We start from the raw sequence: 19,908 nt of genomic DNA on the forward strand, positions 1-19,908 counted from the left end.
CACTCCCGCTTTCACCTGGGGAGGATGAGGTCCGGCCGTCGCGCGGTCGGGTTTTCATATGATGAAGTAAGTCCCGGTTGGACTTGGCTTGCCGTTATTAAGGAGGTTTAATATAAAAGGTTTAATTGAATATGTTTAAATTTTTAAAAATAAAATCATATAAAATGGCTCTGAAAGTAGAATAAGACCTTCACAGAGGTAGCTTAAACGAGTAAGTTAGTGTGGGGTTATGGCAGGGCTTCCGCCGACTTAGCAGGCTAGTTACCGATGGCTTTAACCATGCTCAGCAGCCCTCGTGCTTGTAGCAAAAACCAGCCGAGAGCTAAAAGGCCGGCTGGTCTTAACCATACCACAACACCTTTGTTCATAAGCATCTTGCCAATTGTTTGGTCTGCCGCCGCCGCTGGCTTTGTAATTATTGCCAAGATGCTCGGCTGCTAGAGCCCTAGCACGACCGTGCTGCTAATGACAACACTGCCGGAGCAGTGAGGCGGCGAAAACGCTGGTAGTAGTGTCGAAGTTCCAGCATGCTTCCTATTACAAGTGGTAGCCGAGTTTCAGGAGCCCCAAACCATGAGCGTAGTCGTGGTGCCGGTGGCTCCTTAATCAGGTGTATTTCCGCGCTGGAATGACAACCCCGTAACTACCATGCGGTAGTCGGTCCGAATAGTTCGCTGCAGCCTACCCGGACGGCCACTTGACCGCGCTCGAGCAGAGGCCCTTATGCGTCGCACGCCACATGGAAAGCTGGAAGAGTTGGTAAGAGTCTGCGCTTGCATGGGCCCGATACTCACTTTTTAACTCCCGTGAGTACTATATACGTAACTACCCCGGCTATTCACAAAACGCCAACGTGGAATAAGGAAATAGCAAAGAAGATCTGCCATACCGCATCTTCATGATGTCTCCACCCCAATAAACTCACAACTTATTGGCTGGAAGGCCTATGTTATTACTGTTATTAACCCTTGCAAACGCAAAGGCCAGCCAACTCTAGGCAGGCCTTTGCGTTTGTATATGCTTATTGCGTAAGCAGTTGTCATTTGGATGTAGGGTCAATAACAGTTGTACAACGATTTGCTACAGCTGTAGACAACACTCAGCTGGGTGTACTATATAGCTCAATAGTTGAAGATTAAGGACATTCGTGTATGCGAATGTGTATTTGTGCTTGTTTGAAATGGGCTTACTTTTGCCTTTTCCAACATAGCCGTTCTCCATGGACGCATACTCCTATATCGCCAACGCCCACGGCGACTACATTGATCAGCTGTATCAAGCCTACAAAAACGACCCAGAGTCGGTAGACTTCGGCTGGCGCAAGTTTTTCGAAGGTTTCGACTTCTCCCAGGCTTATCCCGAGGATGGGCAGGGCGAGCAGACCATCGGTTCCGGTGTGCTCACCAAATCGGCCTCTACTATCGGCTCGACGGCTATTGCCCCGTCCGATTCGGTATCGGCGGACAAGGAGACGGCCGTACGCAACCTCATTCACGCCTACCGCAGCCGCGGCCACTTGGTGGCCCGTACCAACCCGGTGCGTGAGCGGAAAGATCGGAAAGCGCGCTTGAGCCTCTCCGATTTTGGCCTGAGCGACGCCGACCTCGATACCACGTTTAAAAACGGTGAGCTGCTAGGCCTCGGCAGCGGCTCCAAACTGCGCGACATCATCGATGCGCTGCAGAAAATATACACTCGGACCATCGGCTTCGAGTACATGTACATCCGCGACCCGCAGGTGCTGGACTGGTTCCGCAACAAGGTGGAGCGCGACTCGCTGAGCTTCAACCCCGGCGTGGAGTACAAAAAGCGCATCCTCAGTAAGCTGAACGAGGCCGTGGTATTTGAGAACTTCCTGCACACGAAGTTTCTCGGCCAGAAGCGCTTCTCGCTGGAAGGCGGTGAAACCACTATTCCGGCCCTGGATGCCATCATTCAGAAGGGCGCTGAGCTGGGCGTGGAAGAAGTCGTTATCGGCATGGCTCACCGCGGCCGCTTAAACGTGCTGGCCAACATCATGGGTAAGACGTACGAGCAGATCTTCTCGGAATTCGAGGGCACGGCCGTACCGGACCTGACCATGGGCGACGGCGACGTGAAGTACCATATGGGCTACTCGTCGGAAGTGGATACTACTTCGGGCACCAAGGTGCACCTGAAGCTGGCCCCGAACCCCTCGCACCTGGAAGCGGTGAACCCCGTAGTGGAAGGCTTCGTGCGCGCCAAGCTAGACTCGCTCTACCAGAACGATTACAAGCGCATCATGCCCATCCTGATCCACGGCGACGCTGCCGTGGCTGGCCAGGGCATTGGCTTCGAGGTAACGCAGATGTCACAGCTGGAAGGTTACAAGACCGGTGGCACGCTGCACTTCGTGATTAACAACCAAGTGGGTTTCACCACCGACTTCGAAGACGCCCGCTCCTCTATCTACTCGACCGACCTGGCGAAGATCATCGACGCGCCGGTGCTGCACGTAAACGGCGACGACCCCGAAGCCGTGGTATTTGCCGTGCAGCTGGCCACGGAATACCGCCAGCACTTCCACGCCGATATCTTCATTGATATGGTGTGCTACCGCCGCCACGGCCACAACGAGTCGGACGAGCCGAAGTTCACGCAGCCCTCGCTCTATAATGTCATCTCGAAGCACAAGAACCCGCGCGAGGTGTACAACGAGTCGCTGGTGCAGCGCGGCGAGGTAGACGCCAAGCTGGCCGAGCAGATGGACCGGGAGTTCCGCGACCTGCTGCAGGCCCGCCTGGACATGGTGAAGCAGAAGCCATTGCCCTATAATTACCAGGCCCTCGAAAACGAGTGGCGCAGCCTGCGCCGCGCCAAGCCCGAAGACTTCGATCAGTCGCCGGAGACGGGTGTGAGCGAAGAAGTGGTGGCCAAAGTCGCCAAAGCGCTGACCACCTTGCCCGAAGGCTTCAAGCCGCTGAAGCAGATCGAGAACTTGCTGAAGGAGCGCCGCAAGATGTTCTACGAGTCGCGGATGCTGAACTGGGCCGCTGGCGAGCAGCTGGCCTACGGCTCGCTGATGCTCGAAAATCACATTGTGCGCGTGAGCGGCCAGGATGTGCAGCGCGGTACCTTCTCGCACCGCCACGCCGTGCTTCACGACTCGGTAACCTCGGCGCCTTACACGCCCCTGAACCACCTGGAAGGTGAACATGAGCAGCTGCGCATCTACAACTCGCTGCTGAGTGAGTACGGCGTGCTGGGCTTCGAATTCGGCTACGCCATGGCTAACCCCACGGCGCTGGTTATCTGGGAAGCTCAGTTCGGCGACTTCGCCAACGGCGCCCAAACGATGATCGACCAGTTCATCTCGTCGTCGGAAAGCAAGTGGCAGCGCATGAACGGCGTGGTGCTGCAGTTGCCCCACGGCTACGAAGGCCAGGGCCCCGAGCACTCCAACGCCCGTCCGGAGCGCTTCCTGCAGCTCTCGGCCGAGCTGAACATGGTGGTGGCCAACATCACGACGCCCGCCAACTTCTTCCACCTGCTGCGTCGTCAGCTGGTGTGGCAGTTCCGCAAGCCCTGCGTGGTGATGTCGCCGAAGTCCCTGCTGCGTCACCCGCTGTGCGTGTCGCCGGTAGAGGAGTTCACCTCCGGCTCCTTCCGCGAAGTGCTCGGCGATACCTACGTTGAGGCCAAGAAAGTGAAGCGCGTGCTGCTCTGCTCGGGCAAGGTGTACTTCGATTTGATCGAGGAGCAAACCAAGGGCGAGCATAAGGACGTGGCTATTATCCGTCTGGAGCAGCTGCACCCCTTCCCGCAGCAGCAATTGCAGGCCGAGCTGAAGAAGTATCCGAAAGCCGAGCTGATCTGGGTTCAGGAAGAGCCTGAGAACATGGGCTACTGGAACTACATGCTCCGCTTCATGCGCCGCGAACTGGCCGATGTAATTGCCCGCAAGCCTTCGGCTTCGCCCGCTACCGGCTACAACAAGGTGCACGTAAAGGAGCAAAAGCAAATCGTGGCCCGCGCCTTCGGCGTCGCTCAAAGCGAGGTGGAAGACCAAAACATCAAGACCACGGCTGCCACGGCTAAGCGCGTAGACTAAGGCTAGCCGCGCCCGGCCCTTGCCGGGTGGGCGCGGTATTCCGCCGAAGCCTCTTAATTTCCCCCCTCGAACCTTCCTCCAATCAGCTAGTACATGGCTCTGGAAATCAAAATACCCGCCGTTGGCGAATCCATCACGGAAGTGACCATCGCCAAGTGGCTTAAGAAAGACGGCGAAGCCGTGAAGCGCGACGAAATTCTGGCCGAGCTGGAATCGGACAAAGCCACCTTTGAACTGCCTGCCGAAGGCGACGGCACCCTGAAAATTCGTGTGGCCGAAGGCGAAACCATCGGCATCGGGACGGTAATCGCCGAAATCGGTGGCGATGGCGCGGCGGCTTCGGCCCCGGCCACTGCTCCGGCTGCTTCCACTACTACCTCGGCCCCGGCCGGCGACCCGGTAACGGCTGGCGAAGAAAACCCGCAGGCCAGCAACCAGAGCGGCTACGGCGGCTCGCAGGCTGGCTCGGCCGACACGCCGACCAACGCTGCTCCGGCCGCAACTGCCGCATCGGGCAGCACCGGCAGTGGCGAAACCAAGGAAATGACCATTCCGGCCGTTGGTGAGTCTATCACGGAAGTTACCGTGGCCAAGTGGCTGAAGCCCGACGGCGCGCAGGTAAGCCGCGACGAGGTAATTGCTGAATTGGAATCGGACAAGGCGACGTTTGAGCTGCCCTCAGAGGCCAGCGGAACGCTGCGCCACGTGGCCAAAGAAGGCGAAACCATCGGCATCGGTGCCGTTATTGCCCGCATCGAAGGCGCTGGCGCAGGTGCTCCGGCTGCTTCTGCACCGGCTGCTGCGCCGCAGGCTGCGGCTGCTCCGGCCGCTCAGGCTTCGGCCGGTGGTAGCTCCACTTACGCTGCTGGTGTGCCCTCGCCGGCTGCTGGTAAAATTCTCGACGAGAAAGGCATCAATGCGGCCGGTGTACAAGGCACGGGCCGCGACGGACGCATCACAAAAGAAGACGCTCTGAAGGCACAGCCGCAGGCTGCGGCTCCTGCCGCTATTCCGGCTCCGGCCGCTGCTAAGCCGGCCGCTCAGCCCCAGGCACAAGCTGCCCCGGCTGCCACTGGCAACCGCAACCAGCGCCGCGAGCGGATGTCCAACCTGCGCAAGACGGTGGCCCGCCGCCTTGTGGCGGTGAAAAACGAGACGGCCATGCTCACCACTTTCAACGAGGTGAACATGCAGCCCATCATGGACCTGCGCAACAAGTTCAAGGACAAGTTCAAGGAGAAGCACTCGGTGGGCCTCGGCTTCATGTCGTTCTTCACCAAGGCTGTGTGCGTAGCGCTGCAGGAGTGGCCCGCCGTGAATGCCCAGATCGACGGTACTGACATCGTGTACAACGATTTCTGCGACATCAGCATCGCCGTATCGGCTCCGAAAGGCCTGGTAGTGCCGGTAATCCGCAACGCCGAGCAGCTGTCGTTCGACGGTATTGAGAAGGAAATCGTGCGCCTGGCTACGCTGGCCCGCGACAACAAGCTCACCATCGAGCAGATGACCGGTGGCACGTTCACCATCACCAACGGCGGCGTGTTCGGCTCCATGATGAGCACCCCGATCATCAACGCCCCGCAGTCGGCCATCCTGGGTATGCACAACATCGTGCAGCGCCCCGTGGCTGAAAACGGTCAAGTGGTGATTCGCCCGATGATGTACCTAGCCCTGAGCTACGACCACCGCATCATCGACGGCCGCGAGTCGGTGTCGTTCCTGGTGCGCGTGAAGGAGCTGCTCGAAGACCCGACGCGCTTGCTGCTGGGCGTGTAAGCTGCGGTCGAACAACCCAAAGCGCGGAATGCTACTCTATGGTAAGCCGATTGGCTAGCCAGGAGCGCATTCCGCGCTTTCTATTTTGCCATCTGTGTATAAGCTTGAAGAACTGCAGCACCATCTAGAGCAGCACTGGCAGGCGCCCGGTCGTCAGCTTTTATTAGAGCGCGGCCCCATGGAAAAGCTTCACCCGGACTTTCGCGTGCTTGAGTTTGCACCCGGTAAGCAGCATGATTTCTGGGTTTATACCACGCTGGGGATGTCGTTGGGCAGAGATGAAGACCTCATTGAGCTGCACGTATTCTCAGCTAAGCAGGATGAGGGTTTGGTCGAGTTGCTGACTGTGGCAGCGTCTTTTCACCGTAACGTGGCTCCTCTTGGTTTGCACCATACCGTAAACATTGGCCAACCTTGGCAAGATGATTCCCCGTGTGACCATGCCTTCCTCTCAGTGCCTTACCTTGATGGCGACGCACTGGAGTACTTTTACTTTGGTGACCAGCACCTGCAAAATCTGTGGTTGATTCCGATTACTAAAAGTGAGAGAGAATACAAAATCGAGCACGGTTGGGAAGCTTTGGAGGATGCATTTGAAGCCCAAGCATTGAACTACCTCGATACACACCGAAGTTCTTGTTGCTGAATACACGAAAAAGCCCGGCTGCGCGCAGCCGGGCTTTTTGTTTTAGGCGTTACTGGAAGCGTCGAAGGCTACAGGCAGCCGTCAATTATCGGCCTAACTGCGAGGCAATACTCAGGGCTTTGGTTTTGGCTTCTTCCGCTTTCGGACCGGCAAAGTTTTCGCGCACGGCCGCGTCGAACAGGTTGATCCAACGACGGCAGTTGGGGCCGGCAATGGGGAGGCCCATGTCTTCGGGAGCGGGCTGCGCTTTTTCGGCAGACTGCGGCCCGAGCAGCGTCGAGCTCCAGAAGTTGTACATCGAAAGCAGGTGATTGGGCCAGTACAGGCGGGCCACCGCATCGAATACAGGGCTCAGCACTTCGTCATGATTGACCTTTTCGCAAAAGCAGTCTACGAGCGTTTTCACGTCGGCTTCGCGGGTGATGTCGGTCAGGGAGGGAGACAGGGCGGTTTTCATAGGACGAAGGTTGCTGAGGCTCGAAATACGGCTGACCTTAAGGCCAGGTTAAGACAAATTAACGCAAACGTTTGCACAGAGCAATAACGGAGCGTCGGTTAGCCTGGTTATCAGGTTCATACAACAATAATAGCTAAGGGCTATTCTTCGTGCCGAAATGAGCTGAACGGCCTGGTTATAGCAACGATAGCGGCGACTTGGCCACCTTCATTTTGTATTCAAACATCGAGGCAATGTTCAAGGCTTTGGCCTTGGCTTCCTCGGCTTTGGGACCAGCAAAGTTTTCCTGCACGGTGGCATAAAAGAGCTGCAGCCAGCGCTGAAAATGCTCGGCTTCAATGGGCAGGGCCAGGTGCTTGGGAAAGGGGCGACCTTTGTAGCGCATCGTGCCGAACAGCACCGAGCTCCAGAAATCGTACATGGCGGGCAAGTGCTTGGGCCAGTGGACTTGCGCTATAGCATTGAAGATGGGGCCCAGCAGCTCGTCCTGGTTCACCTTGTCGTAGAAGGTGTCGACGAGGTGCCGGATATCGTCTTCGGTGGTGATGTCGGGCAACAAGGGAATGGCAGGAGAGGACATAAAGCGGGAAAGCTAGGCCGGGGCGCGGCCGCGGTGAGGCTAGGCAAGCTGAGTGGCGCGGTGATGGTCTTCGCGCCGGCGTGCCATGCGCATGGACCAGCTAAAAGCCAGGCAGCCGCTGGTAATGAGCGTGACGAGCTTCATGGCTTCTAGTACTACGTAGGTCAGGTGCTGCGAATTTGGCGGGTTGGGCGCGCCGGCCAGCAGCGCGGCGGCGCGCACGTCCAGCGCTGGCAGCAACCACAGCGTTTGGGCCAGCAGAATCACGATGGCCGAGAGCAGCGTCAGCCAGATGCGTGAGGGCACGCCCAGCAGCCCGGCACTCAATAGCGCCGTGACGCTTAGCAGCAGTTCTGCCTTGTTGAGTGCGTGAAACACAATGCGGCCGATGCCTACGCCCAGCACCACGGTGATATTGGGGGCGGTAAACTTCAGCGGAGCCTCCATAAACGATATAGCGGCCACCATGCCCGTCCAGATAAATAAGGACAGCACAAGCAGCAGCGAAAGGGTGTGATGTGAAGGACGCATGACGAAAGGTAGTAAGCGTAAAGCAGCGCACCTGTAGCGCGGACCTCAGTCCGCGTTTGCCGGAACGACAGTCTTCTGGGCAAAATCGTTCTGCATATTCCGCTTGAGCAAACGCCGACCGAACCGAAGGAAGGCGTAGCCAAGTCCGCACTTTGCAGTGGCCGATTAACAGGTCAAAAGTCCTGCGTGCAGCGCGAACCGGCGCTGACTAGTATCAGGCCTACAGCTGACATTCGTCATCTTTTGTCGGGTAGGGCCGCGGGAAATTTGTGCAGCCACCAGAGCTGACCAACCGCGTGACCCTCACCGCCGAACATACCCACATCCACCTGGCTTGCACCCATTGCGGCGACGACTGCCCCGAGCAGCCGGTCATGTTGCAGGAGAAGCCTTTCTGCTGCCAGGGCTGCAAGGCCGTGTACGAGCTGCTCGACGCCAACAACCTCTGCAACTATTACGCGCTGGACGAGCACCCTGGCCAAAAGGTGAAGGAAGTAGAACTGCCCGGCCGCTTCGATTACCTGAACGAAGAATCGGTGCAGGCACAACTGTTAAGCTTCCGCTCCGACAAGCTGGCTCGCCTCACGCTCACCTTGCCGCAGATGCACTGCGCCTCGTGCATTTACCTGCTCGAAAACCTCTACAAGCTCAATGCGGGCGTGTCGGAGTCACGGGTGAACTTTCTGCGCAAGGAAATCAGCGTGAGCTACCTGCCTTCGGAAACTTCGCTGAAGGATGTGGTGAAGCTGCTGGCCTCGCTCGGCTATGAGCCGCAGATTACGCTGGCTGAGCTGGGTGCGCAGCCCAACCACGGCAGCCGCGCCATCTACTACAAGCTGGGCGTGGCGGGCTTTGCCTTCGGCAACGTGATGCTGTTGGCTTTTCCCGATTACCTGTCTTTCACCGATCAGCTGGCGCACGAGTTTGGGCGCTTCTTCGGCTACATCAGCTTGCTGCTCTCCTTGCCAGTGCTGCTATTCAGCGCACAAGACTTTTACCGCTCGGCCTGGGCCGGCCTGCGGCAGCGCTACATCAACCTGGACTTTCCGATCAGCTTCGGCCTGACGGCGCTGTTCGGCGTCAGCTCTTACGAAATCTTGACCGGCACCGGGCCCGGCTACCTCGACTCGTTTACGGGGCTGGTGTTCTTCATGCTGATCGGCAAGTGGGTGCAGCAGCACACCTACGACGCCCTGCGCTTCGACCGCGACTTCACCTCTTACTTCCCCGTAGCCGTGACGCTGCTCACGCCGCAAGGGGAGAAGTCAGTGTCGGTGAAGGACCTGAAAGTCAGCGCCCGCATCCTCGTGCGTAATCAAGAAGTCATTCCTGCCGATGCGATGCTCATGCGCGGCACCGGGCAGATCGATTACTCCTTCGTGTCGGGCGAGAGCGTGCCAGTGGCCAAGGTGCCGGGCGAGGTGGTGTACGCCGGTGGCCGGCAGGTAGGGGAGGCTGTGGAGCTGGAAGTGGTGCGCGAGGTGTCGCAGGGCTACCTCACCCAGCTCTGGAACAACCCCGCTTTTCAGAAGGCCGAAAAGCAAACCCTCGAAACCTACGCCAACAAAGTGGGCCGCTACTTCGTGGCGGCCACGCTGCTTATCGCGGCCGGCGCCATCTGGTACTGGTACCCGCGCGACCAGCAGATGATGTGGCGGGCCTTTACCTCAGTGCTCGTCATTGCCTGCCCCTGCGCCCTGTCACTGGCTACGCCATTTGCGCTAGGCAGCGCCCTCACGGCCTTCGGGCGCTGGAAGTTTTTCCTTAAAAACTCCGGCGTGGCCGAAGTGCTGGGCCGCGCCACCACCATCGTGTTCGACAAAACCGGCACGCTTACCGACGTGAAACGCTCCGCGGTGGAGTACGCCGGGCCGGTGCTCACCTTGCGCGAGCAGCAGGCTCTGGCGGCCGTGGTGCGGCAGTCAACGCACCCCTTGAGCTTGCGCCTGGCCGAGGAATTGCCGCACAGCCCGTTTGCAGTGGCTGATTTCGTGGAAGTGCCCGGCCAGGGCCTGCGCGGCAGCGTAGATGGCATGCTCGTGAAAGTCGGCTCGGCAGCTTTCGTGGGCTTGGCAGAGCTGAGAAGTACGCAATCAGGAGCGTGGGGCGAGAAACCCGGTGAGAGCGTGGCAGCGCCCGTCCAGGCCTCACTAGGCAAGCCTTTATTTAACCAGTCGACAGATACGAGCACACCTGCCGAAACCTCCGACAACATGCAGTCCCGCGTGTACGTGAGCCTGGCCGGCGACGTGGGCGGCTGCTTTGTGTTTCGCAACGTGTACCGCCAGAACCTGCAGGAGGTGCTAGCCGACCTTGGGCAACGCTACCGCCTGGCAGTGCTTTCCGGCGACAACGACACCGAACAGGCCCGCCTGCGCCAGCTGTTCGGCCCGAAAGCCGAGCTGCGCTTTCGCCAGACGCCGCAGCAAAAGCTCGATTACATTGCCGAGCTGAAGCGTAAGGGCGAAACCGTCATCATGGTGGGCGATGGGCTAAACGACGCCGGCGCCCTGCAGCAGGCCGACGCCGGCATTGCCCTTACCGATACGCTTTCAAACTTCTCACCCGCCTGCGACGCCATTCTGGACGCCGGCAGTTTCGCGAAGCTCAATACCTTCCTGAAGTTCACCCAGGACTGCCTGCAGGTAGTGCTGGCCACTTTCGTGTTGTCGTTCATCTACAACGGCATCGGCCTGGGGCTGGCAGTACAAGGCAAGTTTACGCCCATTGTATCGGCCATTCTGATGCCCATCAGTTCCCTGAGCGTGATGCTATTTGCCACGCTGCTCGTGCGCCTGGCTGCTTACCAACGCAAACTCTAACTCTTCCCGGTCATGGAAATCATCTTCGGTCTTATCACCATTTCGCTTTGCGTGGCTGTGCTGTTTTTGCTCGCCTTCGTGTGGGCCGTGCGCAGCAGCCAGTACGACGATACCTACACGCCCGCAGTGCGGATGCTGTTTGAAGAAAGCAGCGAAAAAACGGTTGCGAAAGAGCAGTAAAACGGCCTGATGTCGGGCATTGAAATATCGCGTCAGCAGAGCGCTGAATCCGTATTTTTTTGTCCGTTTGCTCGGTATTTTAATGCCTTTTTAAGGTAATAGAAGCGGTTTTTTGCGAAAAATACGGAACCTCATGGGGGAGAAGGCATAACCCTAGGAAGCTCATCTTTGGGTACTCCAGGACGTGCAACCAGCCCCCCATGCTATGATAGACGAAGAAGCACAGAAGGAACTCCACGTAGACAACGCCGGGACTTTTCTGACGACCAATGATGGCGTGAAGGTCGCTGACACTGACAATTCGCTCAAGGCCGGCGAGCGGGGCCTGACCCTGATGGAGGATTTCCACTTTCGGGAGAAGATGACCCACTTCGACCACGAGCGGATTCCGGAGCGGGTGGTGCACGCGCGGGGCTCGGGGGCGCACGGGTACTTCTAGGTGTACGAAGACCTGAGCCTGTATACCAAAGCCGGTTTCTTGTGCGACCCGAGCCGCAAAACGCCGGTGTTCGTGCGCTTTTCTACCGTGGCTGGTTTCCGCGGCTCGGCCGATACCGTGCGCGACGCGCGCGGCTTCGCCACCAAGTTCTACACCGACGAGGGCAACTACGACCTAGTGGGCAACAACATTCGATTCGCTGATAAACGCAAAACGCCCTGCCGCTTTACATGCGGCAGGGCGTTTTGCTGTTGAGGGGGCAGGGCTACAGGTCGCGCCAGTAGCTGTGGGGCCATTTCTGCCAGTCGGCTACCAAGCCGGCTTTCACCGGGTTTTCCAGGATGTAGGCGACCATGCGCTGGGTTTCCTCGGCGTTGCGGATGACGTGGTCATAGCTTTCGGGCTGCCAGAAGGCGCCTTCGCGGTCGAGCAGTAAGTTGGCTTCGCGGGCGCTGTAACTTTTCAGGCGTTGCAACGTGCGGATCAGCGCAGGTGCATCCTCTGGTAGTCTTACCAGCATGTGCACATGGTTGGGCATGAGACAGTAGCAGATAAGCTCGTACTCTTTGTTATCGAAGTGGTGGAGGCTGAATTTTACCGCCGCTGCTACGTCATGCCTAGCCAGCCAGGTGGGGCCGGTACTGGCTTGATCGAGGAGTTGATCAAAGTGCCGGAAGTAACGTTTGCGGCGGGGAGATAAATCTTCGGAAGCAGCGCGTTGTTCGCTGCTTTGGAGCTGCTGTAGTTGGGCGCGCAATTGCTCAACCACTGTGCGCGGCAGTGAACTAGCCAGGCGAAACGTGATAAAAATGGCCTCGCCAGGCGGTAAGCGGTGCGGCAAGTTTCGCTGATAGTAAGTCAGATCGGTCACGGCCAAATGTAGCGCGGACTTTGTAGTCCGCGTCCCCGGATAGTAATCTTCTAGCGTTGTTCGACGATTAGAGAATACCATCTGCGGACGCGGACTCGCCAAGTCCGCGCTACTTCGTGCTGGTTATTGCAGCCGCGTGAGTCGTAGCTGGTCCAGCATGGCTTGGTTTACCTCGCCGTTCATGTTCTCGTTGGCTGGCTCGAAGGTGAGCGTGAGCGTGTGCGTGCCTTTGCTAAGCCGCGCCACTACGGCGTTGGAGTAGCCCCAATCCGACCACTCATCCACGCCGCGCTGGGGCAGCACCACCGTTCCCAATTGCTTCACGCCGTTGCGTAGGGTGCGAATTGCGGCCTTGTTGCTGGTGTTGATGGGGCCGTTGCCGTTGGCGTAGCGGAAGTCGATGGCGTACACTCCATCGGTGGGCACCTGCACCTTCACGGCCACGCGGCGGTTTTGCGTTCGGCTGATTTCGACGAAGCCTTTGCCGGCGTAGCCTTTATAGGGCCGCTTTGCGGCAGGCGCAAAGGCCTCGACCTCGTACGAGCGGCGGAATTTGTCGGCCTCGATGGGCAGCGGTTCGCTGGCGAAGCTTTCGTGACCGGCGGCGTCTACAGCCAGCACTTGGTACTCAGTGTAAGCGGTGGGAGCGGGTACCGTGAAGTTTGGCTCGGCGGTGCGGCCGGCAAATTGCCCGTTGCGTAGCACTTGGTAGGCTTTGGCACCTTCCACGGCGGGCCAGGAGAGGCGGCCGCTGGCGTAGCTCACGGCGGGCGTCATCGGCGAGACGTGGTGGGGCACTTTGTTTTGCGGCGTGGCAGCCGGAGCCTCGTTTGTCAGCTCGATGTGGATGCTGTGCGTGCCCGTGAGCGAGGCCGGCACGGCGGCCTGAGGCAGCGGCTGGTCATCCAGAGTGATACTGCGGATGTCGCGGCCGTAGCCCGTCATTTCGATGTTCAGCACCGCGCCGCGGTACCGGAAGCCGGTGAGGCGGCGGGTGCCTTGCAGCGCCTGTGGCACGAAGGGGCGGAACACGAGGTGGTCGGCCTGAAAACCTATGCCGAACAAGCCCTTGTACACCAGGCCCAGCGAGCCAGACAGGCTCCAGAGCATCACGCTGCTATTCACCTGCGTACCGGCGAAGTCCCCGTTGGAGGCCACAAAGTTTTCCTTGTTGGTCAGGAACAACGCTGCCGGGCGCGCCACGGCCGCAATGCTTTCCATGAAAGCCGTTTCGTTGCCTACCTTGGCGGCAGCCAGGCCCCAATAGCTCTGCACGAAGGGCCACACGGCGTTGTTGTGGTAAGGCGGAATACCCGGAATCTGCGGATAGATGTTCGGAATACCGTAATCCATGACGGGCGTGCGCTGTACCAGCATGGTTTGCCGCGCAGCCGGTGCTACGTCGAACAGCACGCTCAGGGCTTCGCCCAATGCTTCGGCGCGTGGCGAAAGCAGCTTGAAGGTGCGGCCGTAGAGGTACTGCCCGTAGTAGCCCTTTTGCTCCTGCCAGAGGTGATGATTCACGCCGGTACCAATGCGTTGCGCCAGTCGCTGGTGCTTCTCGGCTACCGCCGGCTCGCCCAGCTGCTGGGCCATGCGGGCCAGCACCACGTTGGCCTGAAAATGCGCGGCATTGGTGCCCAGATTCTCCGATTCGTAAATATCCACCGGCTGCATCCACTTCGGGTAAGTCTGCTCGCGCCAGTCCAAGAAGGATGACTCGCCGCGCACCAACCCGGTTTGCGGGTCGTAGGCATTCGGTACGTCATCCTCGATGGACTTCCTGATGATGGGATACACTTGGCGCAACCACGCTTCGTCGCCGGTAGCCAGGTAGATTTCCCAGGCGGCCACGGCCCAGATCATGCGGTCGGTGGAGACGGGGTAGGCGCCGCCCGTGCCGGTGTCCTGAACGATGCGGCCGTCTGGGGTGACTTTGCGCAGCAAGCTGGTTTTGGCCACTTCGGGCTGCAGCAGCGCCTGCGAAAGGATGATGCTGTAGCTGATGTCGCGCGTCCAGACGCCCGCCCATTCCTGGCCGGTGCGGAAGGTGCCGTCGGGCTCCACGGCGCGCTTGGCTTCCTCAATGGCGAGGTTGTAGAGCGCGTCGAAGAGCGGGTAATCCGACTGGTACTGCGGGAAGGCCGATACATCCAGACTGGCGCGCCACTCCTGAGCCGTTTTGCGGGCGTCGGAGTGGGCGTTCAGCACCACCGTGGTTTCGTAAATACCGTCCTGGTCCGTGTCCTTCAGCTCCAGCTGGGGCTTGTTGATGAGGTTGTCGAAGTCCCAGCTCAGCGGCGCGGTATTGCCGGCCACGTGCACGTGCTTCAGGTCTTGCTGGTAGATGCGCTGGCCGTTCCAGGTGGTGAAGTAGCCCTGCTTTTTAAACGCACTGAGTACGGGGCGCAGGTCTAGCCGAATCTTAAGCGGCGTGTTTGGGGCGAGGTAGGTGTTGGCTGGCACCGGCGTGCGGTCCACGTACTGCTGCCCAAACACGATAACCGGCGTCTCGAGCGCCGCGCCCGTGGCTTGGGGCAAGGCGATAAACACGTGGTCCTGCCCGGGCTGCATCTCGTTATCCTTGCCGTTGAGGCTGAACTTAAAGCTGACCTGCGGACTCTGAAACGCGTTGGCCGGGCTTTGGTAGTTCGAGGTCAGGTGCGTGCGCGACAGGGCCCGCGCCACATGTGGGCCTTGCACCACCGAGTCGCGGTAGAGGGCGTAGGCTTCGGACTGCCAGATGGGTGCGGCCGCGGCGGGCAGCGGCGTGGCAGCAGGCGCAGTAGGCTTCGACATCTGACAGGATGCTACGACAAGAGGCGCCAACAGTACGCAGAGCGCGGAAGAACGGTACTTCATAAGCAGCGGGCATCAGCCACAAAATAGTGCCGTGAAGCTACGCGAAAGCCCGCACTGCCGCCGAGCAGCCCACCGCTCACCCACAAGCTGAAGCTTATCCGTAATACGGTTGGGCTCGTTTAAGAGAACCTACCGACCTCGAACCAACAACCAAAACCCAACCCTATGGCTACTCGCTCATCCGTCTTTTGGCAAACCCTCGGCATGGGGGCTATATCCGGTCTGCGCAGCATGTCGGCGCCGGCCATGCTGAGCCACGTGCTGCACAATAATCCTTCGGGCCGCCTGGCTGGCACACCGCTGAGCTGGTTTCAATCGGGCAAAGCCGCGGGTATTTTGAAGGTGCTGGCCAGCGGCGAAATGCTGGGCGATAAGATGCCCGGTATGCCCGACCGCACCAGCCCGCCCATTCTCGGTGGCCGCATTTTGTCGGGCGCCTTGGTAGGCGGCGTGCTGTACAAGCTCAACCGCAACAAACTCCTGACCGGCGCGCTGATAGGAGCCGCCGCCGCCGTGGCCAGCAGCTACGCCGCGCTGGCCCTGCGCAAAGCTGCTTCGGAAAAAACCTCCCTGAAAGAGCCGTGGCCGGGCGTGGTGGAAGACGGCCTTACGCTGGCTGCCGGTTCGGCACTGCTGAAGGGCCACACGCCGGGGCACTAGTGCCGGTCGGCTCCGCGCATTTGCACGCCCCGTTAGGCCCAGCCTGACGGGGCGTTGCTGTTGTGAGCCATCAATCAGCCAGCACGCAGCCAAGCGGGTTTCGGCGGGCGGCGCTGACATCAATCAGCCCGCCCATCTGACTTTCGTCATCTTTTCCCGGCCGGGCTTGGGGGAGTTTTGTGATACTCAAAACCAACCCGTTTCGCGCTATGGCTGTGCTGGTCCAAGCGAAACCGCCCCGGGAGCAGGGTAGCTCCTCCAAGGCCGTTCTCGCATCGTTTTACGACAACAAAATCGTCCGAGACTTCGGCATTGCTACCGTGTTCTGGGGCATTGCCGGCATGCTCATCGGGGTCATTGCGGCCTTTCAGCTGGCCCGGCCTGAGTTGAACATGGGCACGCCCTACACCACGTTCGGCCGCATTCGCCCCCTGCACACCAACGCCGTGATTTTTGCCTTCGTCGGCAACGGCATCTTCACTGGGGTGTACTACTCCCTGCAGCGCCTATGCAAGACGCGGATGTTCTCCGACCTGCTGAGCAAAATCCACTTCTGGGGCTGGCAGCTCATCATTGTCTCGGCCGTGGCTACGCTGCCGCTGGGCTTCACCACTTCCAAGGAATACGCCGAGCTGGAGTGGCCCATCGACATTGCCATCACGCTGATCTGGGTGGTGTTTGGCTGGAACATGTTCGGCACCATTGCCCGCCGCAAGGAAAAGCACCTCTACGTTGGCATCTGGTTTTACATCGCCACGTTCCTGACGGTGGCCGTGCTGCACATCGTCAACTCGGCGGCCCTGCCGGTATCGTTTCTGAAAAGCTACTCGGCTTACGCCGGGGTGCAGGATGCGCTGGTGCAGTGGTGGTACGGCCACAACGCGGTGGCCTTCTTCCTGACCACGCCCTACCTGGGCCTGATGTACTACTTCCTGCCCAAGGCGGCGGAGCGCCCGGTGTACTCGTACCGCCTCTCCATCATTCACTTCTGGTCGCTGATCTTCATCTACATCTGGGCCGGCCCGCACCACTTGCTGTACACCGCCCTGCCCGACTGGGCCCAAAGCCTCGGCGTAGTTTTCTCGGTGATGCTGATTGCTCCGAGCTGGGGCGGCATGATCAACGGCCTGCTCACGCTGCGCGGCGCTTGGGATAAAGTGCGCGAAGAGCCCATCCTGAAGTTCATGGTGGTGGCCATCACCGCCTACGGCATGGCCACCTTCGAAGGCCCGATGCTCTCGCTGAAGAACGTCAACGCCATTGCCCACTTCACCGACTGGATTGTAGCGCACGTGCACGTTGGCGCCCTGGGCTGGAACGGCTTCCTGACCTTCGCCGTGCTCTACTGGCTGTGGCCGCGGCTGTATCAGACCCCGATTTTCTCGCGGAAGCTGATGAACACGCACTTCTGGCTTGGTACCCTCGGCATCCTGTTTTACGCCATCCCGATGTATTGGGCCGGCTTCACGCAGGGCCTGATGTGGAAGCAGTTCAACGACGAGGGCATGCTGCAGTACGCCAACTTCCTCGAGACCGTGATGCAGATCGTGCCGATGTACTACCTGCGCGGCATCGGCGGGGTGCTCTACCTGAGCGGCGTGTTCCTGATGGTGTACAACCTTTACCAGACCGCCAAAGCCGGTTCGCTGCTGGCCAACGAGAAGTTCCACGCTCCTGCCGTTATCGACAACGAGCACAGCCACGAAGGCGGCCACTGGCACCGCTGGATTGAGCGCCGCCCCGTGCAGCTCAGCATCTGGGCCACGGTAGCCATCCTGATCGGCGGTGCGGTAGAAATGGTACCCACCTTCCTCATCAAGAGCAACGTGCCCACCATTGCTTCGGTGAAGCCCTACACCTCGCTGGAGCTCGAAGGCCGCGACCTGTACATCAAGGAGGGCTGCTCCAACTGCCACACCCAGATGGTACGCCCCTTCCGCTCCGAAACCGAGCGCTACGGCGAATACTCCAAGGCCGGCGAGTTTGTGTACGACCGTCCCTTCCTGTGGGGCTCCAAGCGCACCGGGCCCGACCTGCACCGCCTGGGCCAGAAGTACCCGCACTCCTGGCACTACAATCACATGATGGACCCCACCAGCATGTCGCCAGGCTCCATCATGCCGGCTTACCCCTGGATGTTCGAAAACGACATCGACTACTCGCACACCGCCGACAAGATCAGCACCCTGCGCAAGCTCGGTACGCCGTACCCCGCCGGTTATGAGCAGCAAGCCGTGCAGGACGCCCGCAAGCAGGCCGATGGCATCGTAGCCGAGCTGGCCAAGGAAGACATCAAGGTGAAGTCGGACAAGGAAATCGTGGCTTTGATTGCCTACCTGCAGCGCCTCGGTACCGACATCAAAGTGAAAGACGAACAGGCTGCTGCCGTGGCCGCCGCTGAATAACCCGAACGCAGTAGCGCGGACTTTGTAGTCCGCGTCCCCAGATACAAATCTTAATCGCCCGCACCTCCTAACGATTGACAATACTATCTGTGGACGCGGACTACAAAGTCCGCGCTACTTCCAACGACAACCGCCATGTACAAGAACGTCCTCCAGGCAATCAGCGGCATCGAAATCTACCCGCTCATTTCCTTCGCCATTTTCTTTGTCTTCTTCCTGTGCCTGCTGGTGTATGTGTGCGTGGTCAGCCGCGAGCATATCCAGGCCATGAAACAAATGCCGCTGCTGGCCGACGCCGCCCAGGAGCCCCAAGCAGAAGGAGGTGCGCTATGCTAACCCGTAAATACACCCTCGGCGCGCTGCTCGCCTTCAGCGGTCTGCTCAGCAGCTTCGCCGCTCTGGCCGAAGACGCCGCTGCCCCGGCCACGAAAGCCGCCGCCGACACGGCCACCAGCCTCTCGGCCATGCTCTGGCTGATGGGCGGCCTTACGGCCCTGATCATCTTCGTGCTGCTGATGCTGTTTGCGCTGCTCTGGCAGATGCGGCCGCTGCTGCGCGAGGTCTACGCCATCGAAACCATCCGCGAATCCTGGTACGGTCGGGCGCTGGGCCTCTTCCTCGGCGACACCGTCGGCCTGACCGGCAAGTACAAGGAAGACGTGATGGCCGGCCACGACTACGACGGCATCACGGAGTACGACAACGACCTGCCGCCGTGGTGGAAGTATGGCTTCTACGTAACCGTCGTGTTCGGTGTGGCCTACTTCGTTCACTACCACGTGACGGAAAGCGGCCAGCTCAGCGACGCCGAGTACCAGCACGAAATGGCCGAGTCCGCCATGCTAGCCGCCAAGCTCGGAGCCAACGACGACCCCAACAAGCCCACCGACTACAAAGCCCTAACGGCCGCCGCCGACATCGAAGCCGGTAAGTCCATCTACGCGCAGAACTGCGCTGCCTGCCACGGCCAGGAGGGCGAAGGCAAAGTAGGCCCCAACCTCACCGACGAGTACTGGCTGCACGGCGGCGAAGTAAACAAGGTGTACAAGACGGTGAAGTTTGGCGTGCAGGGCAAAGGCATGGTGGCCTGGAAAGGCAAGCTGTCCTCCAAGCAGATGCTGCAGGTGTCGTCGTACATCCTGAGCATTCAGGGCACGAACCCGGCTAATGCCAAGGCCCCGCAGGGCGAAAAAGAAGCCGCTGCCAAGCCGGTAGCCAAGCTATAAGCCGACGCACGGCTGTAGCGCGGACTTTGCAAGTCCGCGTCCCCGGATAGTAATCTTTCTCGTCAGGGCGTTCAACGATTGACAATGCCATCTGTGGACGCGGACTTGCAAAGTCCGCGCTACTACCGCGCTACAATCATCAAACCCACGGCGGGTACCCTTCTCCCCGCCGGTTGCTCGAACTCCGCCTTCAGCACAGCCTGATTCGGGTAAGCCGCCAGCGCCACCGCTGGCGGTGGGTTCTTTTCGGGCCGAGATTAACCGGTGTTGGCAAAGCGCCAGCGCCACGCCTGGCCTCCCTAGCAGGCCGACGGAAGTGTAGTAGACAAACGCTCAAAACCTTCGGGAGGCTTCGTCCAGGAAGCGCAGGAGGTGAGA

The 19,908-nt window shown here is 59.6% G+C and carries 14 protein-coding genes and 1 pseudogene; 10 read left to right on the forward strand and 5 right to left on the reverse strand.

The window, feature by feature from the left end; translation table 11 throughout:
• Positions 1-1,219: 1,219 nt before the first annotated feature.
• The 3 genes from AC5FXY_RS14865 to AC5FXY_RS14875 all read left to right on the forward strand — a co-directional run bounded on the left by AC5FXY_RS14865 (position 1,220) and on the right by AC5FXY_RS14875 (position 6,497).
• Entirely contained in the window at positions 1,220-4,072 is a 2,853-nt protein-coding gene (locus AC5FXY_RS14865; RefSeq protein ID WP_493557484.1) for a 2-oxoglutarate dehydrogenase E1 component, read from the forward strand.
• 93 nt (positions 4,073-4,165) lie between these two features.
• Entirely contained in the window at positions 4,166-5,851 is a 1,686-nt protein-coding gene (gene odhB, locus AC5FXY_RS14870) for a 2-oxoglutarate dehydrogenase complex dihydrolipoyllysine-residue succinyltransferase (protein WP_493557485.1), read from the forward strand.
• Positions 5,852-5,945: 94 nt separating this feature from the next.
• Positions 5,946-6,497, forward strand: coding sequence for a suppressor of fused domain protein (locus AC5FXY_RS14875; protein ID WP_493557486.1), 552 nt, complete (start codon positions 5,946-5,948; stop codon positions 6,495-6,497).
• Positions 6,498-6,582: 85 nt separating this feature from the next.
• On the opposite strand, the gene AC5FXY_RS14880 is transcribed toward AC5FXY_RS14875, so the two are convergent.
• The 3 genes from AC5FXY_RS14880 to AC5FXY_RS14890 all read right to left on the reverse strand — a co-directional run bounded on the left by AC5FXY_RS14880 (position 6,583) and on the right by AC5FXY_RS14890 (position 8,065).
• Positions 6,583-6,954, reverse strand: coding sequence for a group III truncated hemoglobin (locus tag AC5FXY_RS14880; protein WP_493557487.1), 372 nt, complete (start codon positions 6,952-6,954; stop codon positions 6,583-6,585).
• Between the two features lie 175 nt (positions 6,955-7,129).
• Positions 7,130-7,534, reverse strand: coding sequence for a group III truncated hemoglobin (locus tag AC5FXY_RS14885; RefSeq protein ID WP_493557488.1), 405 nt, complete (start codon positions 7,532-7,534; stop codon positions 7,130-7,132).
• A 39-nt stretch (positions 7,535-7,573) separates the two neighbouring features.
• Positions 7,574-8,065, reverse strand: coding sequence for a hypothetical protein (locus AC5FXY_RS14890; protein WP_493557489.1), 492 nt, complete (start codon positions 8,063-8,065; stop codon positions 7,574-7,576).
• 296 nt (positions 8,066-8,361) lie between these two features.
• On the opposite strand from AC5FXY_RS14890, the gene AC5FXY_RS14895 reads away from it, so the two are divergent.
• The 3 genes and pseudogenes from AC5FXY_RS14895 to AC5FXY_RS14905 all read left to right on the forward strand — a co-directional run.
• The gene (locus tag AC5FXY_RS14895) at positions 8,362-10,887 is read left to right on the forward strand and encodes a heavy metal translocating P-type ATPase (RefSeq protein WP_493557490.1); all 2,526 of its coding nucleotides are present in this window, start codon (positions 8,362-8,364) and stop codon (positions 10,885-10,887) included.
• Positions 10,888-10,899: 12 nt separating this feature from the next.
• Positions 10,900-11,067: a cbb3-type cytochrome oxidase assembly protein CcoS gene (ccoS, locus tag AC5FXY_RS14900; protein ID WP_493557491.1), complete on the forward strand. Its 168-nt coding sequence runs from the start codon at positions 10,900-10,902 to the stop codon at positions 11,065-11,067.
• A gap of 205 nt (positions 11,068-11,272) precedes the next feature.
• A pseudogene (locus AC5FXY_RS14905) lies at positions 11,273-11,698 on the forward strand (catalase); the annotation flags it as partial.
• A gap of 73 nt (positions 11,699-11,771) precedes the next feature.
• On the opposite strand, the gene AC5FXY_RS14910 reads toward AC5FXY_RS14905, so the two are convergent.
• Positions 11,772-12,377 carry an REP-associated tyrosine transposase gene (locus AC5FXY_RS14910; protein WP_493557492.1) on the reverse strand — a complete coding sequence of 202 codons (606 nt, stop codon included), beginning with the start codon at positions 12,375-12,377 and terminating at the stop codon, positions 11,772-11,774.
• A gap of 123 nt (positions 12,378-12,500) precedes the next feature.
• The gene (locus AC5FXY_RS14915) at positions 12,501-15,176 is read right to left on the reverse strand and encodes an alpha-L-rhamnosidase-related protein (RefSeq protein WP_493557493.1); all 2,676 of its coding nucleotides are present in this window, start codon (positions 15,174-15,176) and stop codon (positions 12,501-12,503) included.
• A 228-nt stretch (positions 15,177-15,404) separates the two neighbouring features.
• On the opposite strand from AC5FXY_RS14915, the gene AC5FXY_RS14920 reads away from it, so the two are divergent.
• From AC5FXY_RS14920 to AC5FXY_RS14935, 4 genes are all read left to right on the forward strand, one after another.
• Positions 15,405-15,899, forward strand: a complete 495-nt coding sequence (locus AC5FXY_RS14920; protein WP_493557494.1) for a DUF4126 family protein — start codon at positions 15,405-15,407, stop codon at positions 15,897-15,899.
• 209 nt (positions 15,900-16,108) lie between these two features.
• Positions 16,109-18,304 (forward strand): cytochrome-c oxidase, cbb3-type subunit I, encoded by a 2,196-nt coding sequence (gene ccoN, locus AC5FXY_RS14925; RefSeq protein WP_493557495.1) that lies wholly within the window; start codon positions 16,109-16,111, stop codon positions 18,302-18,304.
• Between the two features lie 135 nt (positions 18,305-18,439).
• Positions 18,440-18,640 carry a hypothetical protein gene (locus AC5FXY_RS14930; RefSeq protein ID WP_493557496.1) on the forward strand — a complete coding sequence of 67 codons (201 nt, stop codon included), beginning with the start codon at positions 18,440-18,442 and terminating at the stop codon, positions 18,638-18,640.
• The gene (locus AC5FXY_RS14935) at positions 18,634-19,530 is read left to right on the forward strand and encodes a cbb3-type cytochrome c oxidase N-terminal domain-containing protein (protein WP_493557497.1); all 897 of its coding nucleotides are present in this window, start codon (positions 18,634-18,636) and stop codon (positions 19,528-19,530) included. The genes AC5FXY_RS14930 and AC5FXY_RS14935 overlap by 7 nt, the downstream gene beginning before the upstream one ends.
• Positions 19,531-19,908 lie beyond the last annotated feature (378 nt).

This window comes from Hymenobacter sp. FMD4 (genome assembly GCF_058932745.1).